We start from the raw sequence: 14,939 nt of genomic DNA, 5'->3' as shown, positions 1-14,939 counted from the left end.
ACGAAATCGTATACGATCACTATGGCCACTTCCGCGCGGTCCGTCAACCCCCGGTTTTCTACCGCTTTCCTGATAGCTCCTGGTCCACTTGTCGCCCACATCACATGCGGCGTACAGTTGAAACCAAGTTTTTAGTTTCGATTATCGAATCTAATGTTCCAATATCGAACAAAATCTGACGGAACAGTTATCCACAATGAAGTGAGGAAAGCCTGTGCAGTTCCACCACCACGGATACGTATCCGGTGACCCGCGCGTCCAGCCCGCAGCCGGCGTCGGCCTGAACCGCCCCGAGGAGCTCCCTGGGGAAGTGGACGTCCTTATCGTCGGCACCGGCCCGGCCGGTATGCTCGCCGCCGCGCAACTGTCGATGTTCCCCAACGTGACCACCCGCATTGTCGAGCGCCGTCCCGGCAGGCTGGCCATCGGCCAGGCCGACGGAATCCAGGCCCGCAGCGTGGAGACCTTCCAGGCCTTCGGCTTTGCGGAACGCATCACCGCCGAGGCGTACCGGATCACGGAGATGGCCTTCTGGAAGCCTGATCCCGCCAACCATGCCAACATTGTCCGTTCTGCCCGTGCCGTGGACGACGAGATGGGCATCAGCGAGTTCCCGCACCTGATCGTCAACCAGGCACGCGTTCTGGACTACTTCGCCGAGTTCGCCGCGAATTCGCCCACCCGACTCAAGCCCGACTATGGCTACGAATTCCAGGGCCTCACCGTCGCCACTGAAGGGGACTACCCGGTGACCGTGACCCTGCTCCACACTGCAGGACCCAACGAGGGGCAGGAGCGGACGGTCCGCGCCAAGTACGTGGTGGGGGCCGACGGTGCCCGCAGCAAGGTTCGCCAGGCGATTGGCTGCACCATGGCAGGGGACCAGGCCAACCACGCCTGGGGCGTCATGGACGTCCTGGCCGTCACCGACTTCCCCGACATCCGTACCAAGTGCGCCATCCAGGGCGAGAAGGGCAGCATCCTGCTGATTCCGCGCGAAGGCGGCCACCTGTTCCGCATGTACGTGGACCTGGGCGAAGTGGATCCCGCCACCCATCATGCTGTGCGCAACACCAGCATTGAGCAGATCATCGCCAAGGCAAACGACATCCTCCACCCCTACACCCTGGATGTGCGCAACGTGGCCTGGCACAGCGTGTACGAGGTGGGCCACCGCCTCACGGACAGGTTCGACGACGTCCTGCCGGCGGACCGCGGCACCCGCACCCCACGGGTCTTCATCACCGGCGATGCCTGCCACACCCACAGTGCCAAGGCCGGCCAGGGCATGAACGTCTCCATGCAGGACGGCTTCAACATCGCCTGGAAGCTGGGGCACGTCCTTGAGGGCCGCAGCCCGGAAAGCCTGCTCTCCACCTATTCCGAGGAGCGGCAGGTGGTGGCGAAGAACCTGATCGACTTCGACAAGCAGTGGTCATCAATGATGGCCAAGAAGCCCGAGGAGTTCGAGGACCCGTCGGAGCTGGAGGAGTTCTACGTCCGCACCGCGGAGTTCCCGGCCGGTTTCATGACCCAGTACGCGCCGTCGCTGATCGTGGGCAGCAGCGGGCACCAGGACCTGGCTGCCGGCTTCCCGGTCGGAAAGCGCTTCAAGTCCGCACCCGTGGTCCGCGTCGGTGACACCAACCCCATCCACCTGGGCCATCACGCCACCGCCGACGGCCGCTGGCGGATCTACGTCTTCGCCGATCCCGCCCTGCCCGGTACCGGCACCGCCACGGACAAGCTCGCGGAATGGTTCGCCAACTCGCCGGAATCCCCCCTCGCCGCCACCCCTGCCGGCGCCGACCCGGATGCGTGGTTCGACCTGAAGGTCGTCTACCAGCAGCCGCACACCGCCGTCGAGATCGGGGCCGTTCCTGCAGTGTTCAAGCCGCAGGTGGGGCCCTTCAAGCTGACCGACTACGAAAAGGTGTACGCCACGGATCCCAAGGCCGACATCTTCGACCTGCGCGGCATCGACCGCAACGGCGCCGTCGTGGTGGTCCGCCCGGACCAGTACGTGGCCAGCGTCCTGCCGCTGGCGGCGACTGCTGAGCTGGGGGCGTTCTTCGGGCCGCTGCTCAAGCGCGGGGAACCGGTGACGCAGCCCCGTCAGGCTGTGGCTGCTGCCGCGCGGTAGTCCGCGGCCGGGTAGACGCCCAGGATCCGCACCTCGGTGGTGAAGAAGTCCAGTTCCTCGAGGGCCAGCTTGAGCGGCAGGTCCTCGGGGTGGCCTTCAACGTCGGCCATGAACATGGTGGCCGCGAACTCGTTGCCCACCATGTAGCTCTCCAGCCGGGTCATGTTCACGCCGTTGGTGGCAAAACCGCCCAGCGCCTTGTACAGGGCTGAGGGGACGTTGCGGACGCGGAACACGAAGCTGGTGACTGCCGGTCCGGGAAGTTCCTCCCGGGCCGGCAGTGCCGTTTCCCGGGCCAGGACCACGAAGCGGGTGGTGTTGGAGGGGTCGTCCTCCACGCGCGAGGCCAGGACATCCAGGCCGTAGATCTGCGCGGCAAGCGGGGGAGCCAGGGAGAGCTTGCGGGGATCGTTCCATTCGGCCACTTCCCGGGCGGACCCGGCGGTGTCACCGGCGATGACCGGCTTGAGGCCGTGTTCGCGGATCAGCTTCCGGCACTGGCCCAGCGCGTGGATGTGGCTGTGCACCTCGGTGGCACCTTCGATGGTGCTCCCCGGGATGCCCAGCAGGTCGAAGTGGATGGGCAGGAAATACTCGCCCACGATCTGCAGGTTGGACTGCGGCAGCAGGATATGGATGTCCGCCACCCGCCCGGCGATGGAGTTCTCGATGGGGATCATGGCCAGCTCCGCCTCGCCGCTGGCCACCAGCTCAAAGGCGTCCTCGAAGCTGGCGCATGGAACGCTTTCCATGTCCGGGAACATCTGCTGACACGCGATATTGGAGTTGGCGCCGGGCTCACCCTGGTACGCAATCTTGGAGGCCATAATCCGTATCGTTTCACGCACGGACACGGGTTAAGAAAACGGGCACCGCGATGCTACGCCGGGGTGACGCGCAGCCAGAGGTATTGCCGGGGAAGGAGCGTTACGCCGTCGTCCAGCTGAAGGGCGGCTTCGGAGAGAAGGTCGACGGCGGCCGGCGCGAATCCGCCGAAGGTCTCCGGCGGAAGGGTCTGGGCGGAGTCGCTGAAGTTGGCAAGGGAAAGGACCGCGCTGCCATCCTCCGGATCGCCGGGCCGCTGGTAGGCCAGGACTGACCGGTTGTTCGTGTGGAAGTCCACCAGCGTGGTTCCGGCAAGTTCAGCGGTATTCGCCCGGACCTCGATCATCCGTTTCAGGCCTGCATACACTGCACCTTCCGGAGTGGCGGGATCCAGGCGGCGGGCGTACTGCTCCGCCGGAAAGTGCGGGCGGTGGACCCACCGGCTGTCCTCCCCGTGGCCCGGTTCCGACGCGTAGCCATAGTCGTTGACCTGGCCCACCTCGTCGCCCAGGTACAGCAGCGGGATGCCGCCGGTGCTGAACGGCACCGAGTGGGCCAGGAGGATCCGTTCCACCGCCTCAGCCGGGTCAAGCTCCATGCCGCACAGGGACGCCGTCGTGCCTGAAATCCGGCAGTCACCGGTCTTCGGATTGTCCTGGAAGGGGACGCCGCGGGCGAAGCTGCCCGGGAACCTGTTGACGTAGAAGGAGTTCAGGAAACGGCGGTGGTCAAAGCCGTTGATGCCCAGTTCGGCCGCGTCCTCGTCGGCGAAGGTCCAGCCGATGTCATCGTGGCTGCGGACGTAGTTCACCCAGGCCGTGCCGTCCGGGATGTTGTGCCGGCGCTCCAGGGCCTGGGCCAGGAGCGAGGCATCGCGGGTGGCCAGGGATTCCCAGATCAGGGCCATCTGCAGCGGGTTGTAGGACAGCTGGCATTCTTTGGGGTCGATGTACAGGGCCACCTCGTCCGGGTGAACGATGGCCTCTGACTTGAACAGCAGCGACGGCGCCGCCAGCCGGCACACGGCGTTGAAGGCCCGCAGCAGCGTGTGCGCCTGCGGGAGGTTTTCGCAGGGCGTGCCGAGCTGCTTCCAGATGAACGCCACCGCATCCATGCGCAGGATGTCCACGCCCTGGTTGGCGAGGAACAGCATCTCGCCGGCCATGGCCCGGAACACCTCCGGGTTGGCGTAGTTCAGGTCCCACTGGTACGTGTGGAACGTGGCCCACACCCACCGGCCGTCCTCCATCTGGATGAAGGAGCCGGGGTGGTTCTCGGGAAAGATCTCGCGGACGTTCGCCTCGAAGGCGTCCGGCATGGTCCGGTCCGGGAAGATCCAGTAGTAGTCGCTGAATTCGGGATCTCCCGCGGCTGCCTTCCGGGCCCATTCGTGCTCGTCCGAGGTGTGGTTGAAGATGAAATCCACCACCAGGCTGATGCCGTTGGCCTTCAGCTCCGCTGCAAGGGAGCGCAGCTGCTCCATTGTGCCCACCTTCGGGTTGACCTGCCGGTAGCTCGAGACCGCGTAGCCGCCGTCCGAATGGGGTTCGGGTGCCAGGAACAGGGGCATGAGGTGCAGGTAGGTCAGGCCCAGTTCCTTGAAGTACGGGATGCGGGCGCGCACCCCTTCCAGGCTTTCGGCATAGCGGTCCACGTAGCAGACCCCGCCGAGCATCCGGTTGGACTGGAACCAGTCGGGAGTCCCTTCGCGTTCGGCGTCCAGGGCCTTCAGCTCCGGGGAACGCTCCTGCCAGGAGCGGGCACATTGGAGGACCAGGTCCGTGAGCTGGTCCAGCCAGTCATTGCGGTCGCCGTACAGGGAGTGGAACAGGCTGCGGAGCGTGGGAAAGTGCTCCTCGAGGCGCCGGTCGAAGTCCGGGTCCGGGCGCAGCCCAAGCCCGCGTTCCCGGGACACAGCAGACAGCACATGCCGGCGTGCCTGCTGGTCCTCGTTAACCGTTTCCTGCATGTTGACCGGCCTTTCCACACTTCCTCCGGCCTCCCTGGCCGCTCACCTGTAGGGAAGTATTCCACGTCACATGCGGAAGGCGTCCGACGGCGACGGGACGGTTACGTTTCGCAGGGCCCCGGTGGGCCGGAGCAGGTGGTGCCAAGTCCGGCCTAAGCTTTATCCGTATACAGGTACGCCGGAAATGATAGGAAACCCATGAGCCGCAACTTCACCATCGACTCAATTCCCGGCGACGGCATCGGCGTGGATGTCACCGACGTGGCCATGGAATGCGTGGACGCCCTGGCCGGGCTGCACGGCTTTACCGTTACCTGGCGGGTCCGGGACTGGAACAGCGACCTGTACGTCAAGACCGGCAGGATGATGCCGGTTGACGGTATTGAGCAGCTCAGCAGTGGCGACGGCATCTTCCTGGGCGCCGTGGGAACCCCTGACGTCCCGGACGACGTGACCCTGTGGGGACTGCTGATTCCCATCCGCCGCGAGTTCGACCAGTACATCAACCTGCGCCCCATGAAGCTGCTGCCCGGCGTCACCGGTGCGATGCCGGGCATCGAAGACCTGGACATTGTGGTGGTGCGGGAGAACGTTGAGGGCGAATACTCGCAGATCGGCGGGCGCTTTGGCGCCGGGACGGAGGCGGAGTTCGCCGTCCAGGAGAGTGTGTTTACCAGGGCCGGCATCAGCAGGGCGGCGCGCTATGCAGCCCAAGCAGCCGCCGGCCGTGGCGGAACGCTGGTCTCAGCCACCAAATCCAACGGCATCATCCACACCATGCCGTTCTGGGACGAAGTGGTCGCTTCCACGGTGGCCCAGTTCCCAGGCGTCACCGTGGACAAGGTGCTCATCGATGCGCTCGCTGCCCGGCTGGTCATGAAGCCCACCAGTGTCCGCACCATCGTGGCCTCGAATCTGTTCGGCGATATCCTGTCCGACCTTGTGGCCGGCGTCGCCGGCTCCATCGGCATCGCGCCGAGCGCCAACCTGAACCCTGAACGGCGCTTCCCGTCGATGTTCGAACCCGTTCACGGTTCTGCCCCGGACATCGCCGGCAAGGGCATCGCTAACCCGGTCGGTGCCCTTTGGGCTGCGGCCATGATGTTGGAGCACCTGGGGGAGGTGGCGGCAGCGCGGTCCCTGACAAGCGCTTTCGAATCCACGCTTGCGGACGGAGTGGCCACTCCGGACCTCGGCGGATCAGCCACCACCATGGAGTTCGCGAAGGAAGTGCGCCAGCGGCTGCAGTAGCTGCGCTTTAAACACGACGACTAAAGCACGCTGCGGATGGCCTGTTCGAAACTGGTGACGTGCTCCAGGGCGAGTTTGCCCGCCCGGTCGGAATCGCCGTCGGCCACTGCCTCCAGCAGCTCCACGTGCTCGGCGATGTGCGACGCAACGGACGGCACCTTTTCCAGCACCATGCACCAGATCCGGGTGGCCAGGTTGTCGTAGCGGATCAGGACGTCTTCGAGGTGCGCGTTGGCCGCGGCCCGGTAGATCAGCCGGTGGACTTTGATGTCGTACCGCATGAGGTCGTAGGGATCATAGCCGTCCCCCATTTTGGCGATCGCCGCCGCGGTCTCGCGAATCTCCGCGCGCAAAGCCGGCGTTGCCAGCTTGGCCGCCCGGCGTGCCGCCAGGGGCTCCAGGGATTCGCGCAGCTCGGAGACGTCGGCGAGTTCGGTGATGTCGACGATGGTGGCGAACGTTCCGCGGCGGGGATATGAGACCACAAGATGGTCGCTTTCCAGGCGCTTGAGTGCTTCCCGGACCGGCGTCCGGCCAATCCCCAGTTCGGCGGCCAGCTTGCCGTCGTTGATCGCCTCGCCCGGCCGGATGTCCAGCATGATGAGCCGGTCGCGGAGGTGTCGGTAGGCCTGTTCGGAGAGTGAGAGATCTCCTTCCCCGGCCAGGTGGTTCTCTAATGTGACGCTCATTTCGAGCCTTCCCAGGAGTGCTATTGACGTCCAAGTGATCTGGAACATACTATTACGACAGTTCTAATATATCAGTTACAGATCAGTTATAGGTCAGTAACTCCGAAGGGCTTTGAAGGAGAACAATGCAGGACGTACTGAACGCCTCGCTCGCCACGGTCGACGCCGACGTCGCCGCCGCTGTGGCACGGGAACTGCACCGCCAGCAGTCCACCTTGGAAATGATCGCCTCGGAGAACTTTGCTCCGTCCTCCGTCATGGAGGCCCAGGGCTCGGTCCTCACCAACAAGTACGCCGAGGGCTACCCCGGCAAGCGCTACTACGGCGGCTGCGAGCACGTGGACGTCATCGAACAGCTCGCCATCGACCGCGTGAAGGCCCTGTTCGGCGCCGAGTTCGCCAATGTCCAGCCGCACTCCGGCGCGCAGGCCAACGCCGCCGCCATGTTCGCCCTGCTGAACCCCGGCGACACCATCCTTGGCCTGTCCCTGGCGCACGGCGGCCACCTGACCCACGGCATGAAGATCAACTTCTCCGGCAAGCTCTACAACGTGGTTCCCTACCACGTCCGGGAGGAAGACCTCCGGATTGATATGGCCGAGGTGGAAGCCCTGGCCCTGGAGCACAAGCCCAAGCTGATCGTGGCCGGCTGGTCCGCCTACTCACGCCAGCTGGACTTCGCGGAGTTCCGCCGGATCGCCGACCTCGTGGGCGCCTACCTGATGGTGGACATGGCCCACTTCGCCGGCTTGGTGGCGGCAGGCCTGCACCCCAACCCCGTCCCCTACGCGGATGTGGTGACCACCACCACCCACAAGACCCTGGGCGGCCCCCGCGGCGGCGTCATCCTCGCCAAGGAGGAATACGCCAAGAAGATCAACAGCGCCGTGTTCCCCGGCCAGCAGGGCGGTCCCCTGGAGCACGTGGTCGCCGCCAAGGCCGTGGCCTTCAAGCTCGCCGCCGCCCCCGAATTCAAGGAGCGTCAGGAGCGCGTCCTGGCGGGCGCCAAGCTGCTGGCAGATCGTCTCCTCAAGGAAGACGTGGCAGCGGCAGGCATCTCCGTGGTCAATGGCGGCACCGACGTCCACCTGGTCCTGGTGGACCTGCGCCACTCCGAACTCGACGGCCAGCAGGGCGAGGACGCACTCCACCAGATCGGCATCACCGTCAACCGCAACGCCGTCCCCTTCGACCCCCGCCCGCCGATGGTCTCCTCCGGCCTCCGGATCGGGACACCCGCCCTGGCCGCCCGCGGTTTCGGCGCCGCCGAGTTCACCGAGGTTGCGGACATCATTGCGACGGCCCTGATCGCGTCGGCGTCCACCGGCACCCTGCCCGGGGACACCGCCGCCGAACTCCGCTCCCGGGTGACGGCCTTGGCCGAAAAGTTCCCCCTGTACCCGCACCTCACCGCCGACGCCAGCCTGGCAGAAGCCGAAGCAGACCTGATTGGAGCAGCCCAGTGAGCGCAGACCTCCTCCCCGAGCACCCGGATTTCCTCTGGCGCAACCCGGAGCCCAAGTCCTCCTACGATGCCGTGATCGTCGGCGGCGGCGGGCACGGCCTCGCCACCGCCTACTTCCTGGCCAAGAACCACGGGATGACCAACATCGCCGTCCTGGAAAAGGGCTGGCTGGCCGGCGGCAACATGGCCCGGAACACCACCATCATCCGCTCCAACTACCTCTGGGACGAGAGCGCCGCAATCTACGAGCACGCGCTCAAGCTGTGGGAGATCCTGCCCGAGGAACTCGAATACGACTTCCTGTTCAGCCAGCGCGGCGTGATGAACCTGGCCCACACCCTGGGCGACGTGCGCGAAAGCATCCGCCGCGTCGGCGCCAACAAGCTCAACGGCGTGGACGCCGAATGGCTGGACCCGCAGCAGGTCAAGGAACTTTGCCCCATCCTGAACATCCGGGACAACATCCGCTACCCGGTCATGGGCGCCACCTACCAGCCCCGCGCCGGCATCGCCAAGCACGACCACGTGGCCTGGGCCTTCGCCCGCAAGTGCGACGAAATGGGCGTGGACATTATCCAGAACTGCGAGGTGACCGGCTTCCTCAAGGACGGCGACCGCGTAGTGGGCGTCAAGACCAACCGCGGCACCATCAACACCGAAAAAGTTGGCCTGTGCGCCGCCGGCCACAGCTCGGTTTTGGCCGAGATGGCAGGCTTCCAGCTACCCATCCAGTCCCATCCGCTGCAGGCCCTGGTCTCCGAACTGCACGAGCCTGTCCACCCCACGGTGGTCATGTCCAACCACGTCCACGTCTACGTTTCGCAGGCGCACAAGGGTGAACTGGTCATGGGCGCCGGCGTGGACTCCTACAACGGCTACGGCCAGCGCGGCTCCTTCCATGTGATCGAGCAGCAGATGGCGGCCGCCGTCGAACTCTTCCCCATCTTCGCCCGGGCCCACGTGCTCCGGACCTGGGGCGGCATTGTGGACACCACCCTGGACGCCTCGCCGATCGTGGGCCTGACCCCGGTGGAGAACATGTTCGTGAACTGCGGCTGGGGTACCGGCGGGTTCAAGGGAACGCCCGCTGCCGGCATGACCTTTGCGCACACCATCGCCACCGGCGCGCCGCACAAGCTGAATGCGCCGTTCTCGCTGGAACGCTTCGAAACCGGCGCCCTCATCGACGAACACGGCGCCGCCGCCGTGGCCCACTAGCCGCCGCCACCAGAAAAGGACTAACGCACATGCTGCTGATCCCATGCCCTAACTGCGGCCCGCGGGACGAAACCGAATTCCACTACGGGGGACAGGCCCACGTCCCCTACCCGGAGAACCCGAATGAACTGAGCGATACGGAGTGGTCCCGCTACCTCTTCTACCGCGAGAACCCCAAAGGCACCTTCGCCGAGCGCTGGGTCCACAGCACCGGCTGCCGGCAGTGGTTCAATATGCTGCGCGACACCGTCAGCTACGACATCCAGGCCGTCTACCCCATGGGAACACCGCGGCCCGACCGTTCCCCGAGGGTCACGCCCGAATCCGGAACCGCCAGCACGGCCCCTGACAGCACCACCACGGGAACCGCTGGACCCAGCACTTCCACCACGAGCATCCTGACCACCACCGCCCCGGAAGGAGCGACCAAGTGACTTCCCAGAACGCCCGCCTGGCTACCGGCGGCCGCATCGACCGCACCATTTCCTGGCGCTTTACGGTGGACGGCGAGGAATTCACCGGCCACCCCGGCGACACCCTGGCCTCGGCCCTGCTGGCCAACGGCCGCATCGCCGCCGGCAGCTCGCTGTACGAGGACCGTCCCCGCGGCATCATGTCCGCCGGAGTCGAAGAGGCCAACGCCCTGGTCCGCGTGGAAGCCCGCTTTCCCGGCCACGTAGCCGAATCCATGCTCCCCGCCACCACCGTCTCCCTGGTGGACGGCCTGAAGGCCACGCTTCTGAATGGCCTGGGCAAGCTTGACCCGGAAGACGACCGCGCTGAATACGACAAGAAGTACGTCCACACCGACGTCCTGGTGATCGGCGGCGGCCCCGCCGGCCTTGCCGCGGCGCGAGAAGCTGTCCGCACCGGCGCCCGTGTCATGCTGCTGGACGACCAGCCCGAACTCGGCGGCTCCCTGCTCTCCGGCTCCACCGCCGAGGGCCTGGCCGAGACCATCGAAGGCAAGCCAGCCCTCGAGTGGGTGGCCGATGTTGAAGCTGAATTGGTCTCCGGCGCCGAGTCAACGGTCCTGAACCGGACCACCGCATTCGGTGCCTACGACGCCAACTATGTCATCGCCGTCCAAAACCGCACCGACCACCTGTCCACCCCCGCAGCTCCCGGCGTCTCCCGCCAGCGGATTTGGCACATCCGTGCCAACCAGGTGGTGCTGGCACCGGGCGCGCACGAGCGTCCCCTGGTGTTCGAGAACAACGACCGCCCCGGCATCATGCTGGCCTCTGCCGTGCGCAGCTACCTCAACCGGTACGGCGTGGCCGCCGGCAAGCGCGTGGTCATCAGCACCACCAACGACAGTGCCTACGCCGCCGCCGCTGACCTGACCGCCGCCGGCGTCAAGGTCGCAGCCGTGGTGGACGCCCGTCCCCAGCTCACCGCGGTGGCAACTGCCGCCGTCGAAAGCGGGCTCCGGGTGCTGATCGGCAGCGCGGTTGCCAACACGTCGGCAGACAGTGACGGCCGGCTGGACGGCGTCACCGTCCGCAGCATCAACGACGACGGCGAGCTCACCTCCGGCGTCGAACAGATCGCCTGCGACCTGCTGGCTGTGTCCGGCGGCTGGAGCCCGCTGGTCCACCTCCACTCCCAGCGGCAGGGCAAGTTGCGCTGGGACGAGGACCTGGCAGCGTTCGTGCCCAGCACCGAAGTGCCCAACCAGCAGACCATCGGCTCCGGCCGCGGTTCCTTCGACACCGCTGACTGCCTGGCCGAGGGCATCTCCGCCGGCGCACGGGCAGCCATCGCCGCCGGGTTCGCATCCGCCGTCGAACCTTCCGTGTTCGGCGCGCCGAAGGCCTCCGCCCCCACCCGCCAGCTGTGGCTGGTACCGGGGGAGAACGGCACCCCGGATGACTGGCACCACCACTTCGTGGACTTCCAGCGCGACCAGTCCGTGGCGGACGTCCTCCGCTCCACCGGCGCCGGCATGCGCTCGGTGGAGCACATCAAGCGGTACACCTCCATCAGCACCGCCAACGACCAGGGCAAGACTTCCGGCGTCAATGCCATCGGCGTCATCGCCGCCGCACTCCGGACCGCCGGCGAGGCGTCCCGCGGCATCGGCGACATCGGCACCACCACCTACCGCGCACCGTTCACCCCGGTGGCCTTCGCGGCACTGGCCGGACGCCAGCGCGGCGAACTCTTCGACCCCGCCCGCATCACGTCGATCCACCCCTGGCACGTTGCCAAGGGCGCGCTGTTCGAGGACGTCGGACAGTGGAAGCGCCCCTGGTACTACCCGCAGGCCGGGGAGGACATGGACGCCGCCGTGCTGCGTGAATGCGCTGCGGTCCGCGAATCCGTAGGGTTCATGGACGCCACCACCCTGGGCAAGATCGAGATCCGCGGCAAGGATGCGGGCGAGTTCCTCAACCGCATGTACACCAACGCGTTCAAGAAGCTCGCCCCGGGCTCGGCACGCTACGGTGTCATGTGCACCCCGGACGGCATGATCTTCGACGACGGCGTCACCCTTCGCGTCGACGAGGAGACCTACTTCATGACCACCACCACCGGCGGCGCCGCCAAGGTGCTGGATTGGCTGGAGGAATGGCTGCAGACCGAGTGGCCGGAACTGGAGGTGAACTGCACCTCGGTGACCGAGCAGTGGAGCACCATTGCCGTCGTCGGGCCCAAGTCCCGCGAGGTCATCGCCAAGGTGGCGCCGGAACTGGCTGCCAACGGCGGTCTGGAGGCCGAGGCCTTCCCGTTCATGACCTTCCGCGAAACTACGTTGGCGTCCGGCGTCCGTGCCCGGATCTGCCGGATCTCGTTCTCCGGCGAACTCGCCTACGAGATCAACGTGCCGGCCTGGTACGGCCTGAACACCTGGGAAGCCGTGGCGGCGGCCGGTGCCGAATTCAACATCACCCCGTACGGCACCGAAACCATGCACGTGCTCCGCGCCGAGAAGGGCTACCCGATCGTCGGGCAGGACACCGACGGCACGGTCACCCCGCAGGATGCCGGCATGGAGTGGATCGTCTCCAAGGCGAAGGAATTCATCGGCAAGCGCTCCTACTCCCGGTCGGACGCGCAGCGTGAGGACCGCAAGCACCTGGTCAGCGTCCTTCCCGTGGACGGCTCGCTGCGCCTGCCGGAAGGCACGCAGCTGGTGGAAAAGGGCCGCTCCACCAACCCCGCCTACGGCCCGGTGCCGATGGAAGGGTTCGTCACCTCCAGCTACCACAGTGCAGCGCTGGGCAGGTCCTTTGGCCTGGCCCTGATCAAGAACGGACGCAACCGCATCGGCGAAACGCTGGTGGCAGCCGCCGGCGACCAGCTGGTGGACGTGGTTGTGGCAGAGACAGTGCTTTTTGACCCCGAAGGGACCCGTAAAGATGGCTGAAACAGCAGCATCCCCCACCTCTGCAGACAAGAACCTCGCAGCCCGCATCAGCCCTGCCAGGCAGCTGGCAGAAGCGTTCGCCGCAGGCTCCCTGCCCGGCACCGTCGAGCTCACCGAGCTGCCCTTCCTGACCATGGTGGGGCTCCGGGCCGCGGCGGGGTCGGACGTGGCGCAGCGGCTGGCCGCTGTCACCGGCGGCCTCCCCGCCGGGTCCGGCGCGGTGGCCGGCAACGGCGACGTCTCCGTCCTGTGGCTGGGCCCCTCCGAGTTCCTGGTGGTGGCACCCACCGAGGCACATGAGTCCCTGGGCGGCGGCCTGATCCCCGCACTCCGGGACGCGCTGGGCAGCGATGCAGGCCAGGTGGTGGACCTCTCCGCCAACCGCACCACCTTTGAACTGAAGGGCCCGCGGGCCCGCGCTGTCCTGGAAAAGGGCTGCTCGCTGGACCTGCACCCGCGGGTGTTCAAAACGGGTACCGCCTTCTCCACGGAAATCGCGAACATCCCCGCCGGGCTGTGGAAGACCGGGGAGGACACCTTCCGGATCTTCCCGCGTGCTTCGTTCGCCGAGTTCCTGGGCCGGTGGCTGCTGGACGCCATGCGGGAGTACGCCTCGCCAGAGGTTCCCTGATGGCGCTCAGCGTCCTGGACCTGTTCTCCGTTGGCATCGGGCCCTCGTCGTCACACACGGTGGGCCCGATGCGGGCAGCCAAGCTTTTCGCTGACGGGCTGAAGGGCGACGGGCAGCTGGCCGCCACCGCCAGGGTCCAGACCGAACTGTTCGGGTCCCTTGGTGCCACCGGCCGCGGCCACGGCTCGGACAAGGCGGTGGTCCTGGGGCTGAAGGGCCTTGACCCGGAAACCGTGGACACCTTCACCGCCGACGACCAGGTGGCGGCCGCCGCGCTGGACGCCGAACTGCATATCGCCGGGGTGCACCGGGTGGACTTCAACTGGGAAGAGGACGTGGTGCTCCACCGCCGCAAGTCCCTCCCCGCGCACCCGAACGGCATGACCTTCCGGGCCTTGGACCACGCCGGCGCCGTGCTGAGCGAGCGGAGCTTCTACTCCATCGGCGGCGGCTTTGTGGTGGACGGCGATGCCCGGGGCGGGGACAAGGTGGTGGCGGACGACACCGTCCTGCCGTACCCGTTCTCTACCGCAGACGAGCTCCTGCAGATCTGCAGCCGGGAAGGCATGTCCATCTCCGACGTCATGCTGGCCAACGAACTGACCTGGCGCAGCGAAGCCGAACTCCGGGAGCAGCTGCTGGGGCTGTGGGCCGTGATGAAGGAGTGTGTGCAGAACGGCTGCAACGCCGAGGGCATCCTGCCCGGCGGCCTTAAAGTGACCCGGCGCGCACCGGCCCTGTACAAGACACTGTCGGCGGATTCGGCCACCAAAGATGCGCTCCATGCCATGGAATGGGTCAACCTGTTCGCGCTGGCCGTGAACGAGGAAAATGCCGCCGGCGGGCGGATCGTCACCGCCCCCACCAACGGCGCCGCCGGGATCGTGCCGGCCGTCCTGCACTACTACGTGAAGTTTGTTCCAGGGGCCGACGACGACGGTGTGGTCCGCTTCCTGCTGGCGGCGGCCGCCGTCGGAATCCTGTTCAAAACGAACGCCTCCATCTCCGGTGCCGAAGTGGGCTGCCAGGGCGAGGTTGGTTCTGCCTGTTCGATGGCCGCCGCCGGGCTCTGCGAGGTGCTTGGCGGAACGCCCCCGCAGGTGGAAAACGCAGCGGAGGTGGGGATCGAGCACAACCTGGGCCTGACCTGCGACCCCGTGGGCGGCCTGGTGCAGATCCCGTGCATTGAACGGAACGCGATCGCCAGCGTAAAGGCGATCAACGCGGCCCGTCTGGCCCTGCACGGCGACGGCAGCCACAAGGTCTCGCTGGACAAGGCGATCAAGACCATGCGGGACACCGGAGCCGACATGAAAACCAAGTACAAGGAAACCTCCCGAGGAGGCCTCGCCGTGAATGTGATCGAGTGCTGAAC

The 14,939-nt window shown here is 66.5% G+C and carries 11 protein-coding genes; 8 read left to right on the top strand and 3 right to left on the bottom strand.

From position 1 onward, the window contains the following. Window positions 1-214: 214 nt before the first annotated feature. Window positions 215-2,143: an FAD-binding monooxygenase gene (locus tag LFT46_RS18670; protein WP_236820647.1), complete on the top strand. Its 1,929-nt coding sequence runs from the start codon at window positions 215-217 to the stop codon at window positions 2,141-2,143. Here LFT46_RS18670 and LFT46_RS18665 read toward each other — a convergent pair. Continuing rightward, on the bottom strand, window positions 2,116-2,970 hold the full coding sequence (locus LFT46_RS18665; RefSeq protein WP_236820646.1) for a prephenate dehydratase: 855 nt from the start codon (window positions 2,968-2,970) through the stop codon (window positions 2,116-2,118). The two genes, LFT46_RS18670 and LFT46_RS18665, sit on opposite strands and share 28 nt — an antisense overlap. 53 nt (window positions 2,971-3,023) lie before the next feature. Beyond that, entirely contained in the window at window positions 3,024-4,937 is a 1,914-nt protein-coding gene (locus LFT46_RS18660; RefSeq protein WP_236820645.1) for an amylosucrase, read from the bottom strand. Between the two features lie 198 nt (window positions 4,938-5,135). Here LFT46_RS18660 and LFT46_RS18655 point away from each other — a divergent pair, with 198 nt between their 5' ends. Further along, window positions 5,136-6,188: a tartrate dehydrogenase gene (locus tag LFT46_RS18655; RefSeq protein WP_236820644.1), complete on the top strand. Its 1,053-nt coding sequence runs from the start codon at window positions 5,136-5,138 to the stop codon at window positions 6,186-6,188. A 20-nt stretch (window positions 6,189-6,208) separates the two neighbouring features. On the opposite strand, the gene LFT46_RS18650 is transcribed toward LFT46_RS18655, so the two are convergent. Beyond that, on the bottom strand, window positions 6,209-6,877 hold the full coding sequence (locus tag LFT46_RS18650) for a GntR family transcriptional regulator (RefSeq protein ID WP_236820643.1): 669 nt from the start codon (window positions 6,875-6,877) through the stop codon (window positions 6,209-6,211). A gap of 125 nt (window positions 6,878-7,002) precedes the next feature. Between LFT46_RS18650 and glyA the strand changes: the two genes are divergently transcribed. Genes glyA through LFT46_RS18620 form a run of 6 tightly spaced genes read left to right on the top strand, consistent with a single transcriptional unit; the run spans window position 7,003 to window position 14,937 of the window. Continuing rightward, on the top strand, window positions 7,003-8,343 hold the full coding sequence (gene glyA, locus LFT46_RS18645; protein WP_236820642.1) for a serine hydroxymethyltransferase: 1,341 nt from the start codon (window positions 7,003-7,005) through the stop codon (window positions 8,341-8,343). Then, window positions 8,340-9,560, top strand: a complete 1,221-nt coding sequence (locus LFT46_RS18640) for a sarcosine oxidase subunit beta family protein (RefSeq protein ID WP_236799905.1) — start codon at window positions 8,340-8,342, stop codon at window positions 9,558-9,560. Before glyA ends, LFT46_RS18640 begins: the two co-directional genes overlap by 4 nt. 29 nt (window positions 9,561-9,589) lie before the next feature. After that, the gene (locus LFT46_RS18635; protein WP_236799904.1) at window positions 9,590-9,994 is read left to right on the top strand and encodes a sarcosine oxidase subunit delta; all 405 of its coding nucleotides are present in this window, start codon (window positions 9,590-9,592) and stop codon (window positions 9,992-9,994) included. Next, window positions 9,991-12,933 carry a sarcosine oxidase subunit alpha family protein gene (locus LFT46_RS18630; RefSeq protein ID WP_236820641.1) on the top strand — a complete coding sequence of 981 codons (2,943 nt, stop codon included), beginning with the start codon at window positions 9,991-9,993 and terminating at the stop codon, window positions 12,931-12,933. Before LFT46_RS18635 ends, LFT46_RS18630 begins: the two co-directional genes overlap by 4 nt. Further along, complete coding sequence (locus LFT46_RS18625) at window positions 12,926-13,564, top strand: sarcosine oxidase subunit gamma (RefSeq protein WP_236799902.1); 639 nt, start codon at window positions 12,926-12,928, stop codon at window positions 13,562-13,564. The genes LFT46_RS18630 and LFT46_RS18625 overlap by 8 nt, the downstream gene beginning before the upstream one ends. After that, window positions 13,564-14,937 carry an L-serine ammonia-lyase gene (locus LFT46_RS18620; RefSeq protein WP_236820640.1) on the top strand — a complete coding sequence of 458 codons (1,374 nt, stop codon included), beginning with the start codon at window positions 13,564-13,566 and terminating at the stop codon, window positions 14,935-14,937. Before LFT46_RS18625 ends, LFT46_RS18620 begins: the two co-directional genes overlap by 1 nt. Window positions 14,938-14,939: the final 2 nt, after the last annotated feature.

The sequence above is a fragment of the Arthrobacter sp. FW306-07-I genome, from assembly GCF_021800405.1.
Taxonomy (GTDB): domain Bacteria; phylum Actinomycetota; class Actinomycetes; order Actinomycetales; family Micrococcaceae; genus Arthrobacter.
The sequence above is the reverse complement of the archived record's forward strand: the minus strand, read 5'-3'. Positions and strand labels throughout refer to the sequence as shown.

Excerpts from the sequence above, each read along its gene's own strand:
- LFT46_RS18660 (WP_236820645.1), bottom strand. The coding sequence starts at position 4,937 with ATGCAGGAAACGGTTAACGAGGACCAGCAGGCACGCCGGCATGTGCTG.
- LFT46_RS18655 (WP_236820644.1), top strand. The coding sequence starts at position 5,136 with ATGAGCCGCAACTTCACCATCGACTCAATTCCCGGCGACGGCATCGGC.
- glyA (WP_236820642.1), top strand. The coding sequence starts at position 7,003 with ATGCAGGACGTACTGAACGCCTCGCTCGCCACGGTCGACGCCGACGTC.
- LFT46_RS18635 (WP_236799904.1), top strand. The coding sequence starts at position 9,590 with ATGCTGCTGATCCCATGCCCTAACTGCGGCCCGCGGGACGAAACCGAA.
- LFT46_RS18665 (WP_236820646.1), bottom strand. The coding sequence starts at position 2,970 with ATGGCCTCCAAGATTGCGTACCAGGGTGAGCCCGGCGCCAACTCCAAT.
- LFT46_RS18620 (WP_236820640.1), top strand. The coding sequence starts at position 13,564 with ATGGCGCTCAGCGTCCTGGACCTGTTCTCCGTTGGCATCGGGCCCTCG.
- LFT46_RS18650 (WP_236820643.1), bottom strand. The coding sequence starts at position 6,877 with ATGAGCGTCACATTAGAGAACCACCTGGCCGGGGAAGGAGATCTCTCA.
- LFT46_RS18625 (WP_236799902.1), top strand. The coding sequence starts at position 12,926 with ATGGCTGAAACAGCAGCATCCCCCACCTCTGCAGACAAGAACCTCGCA.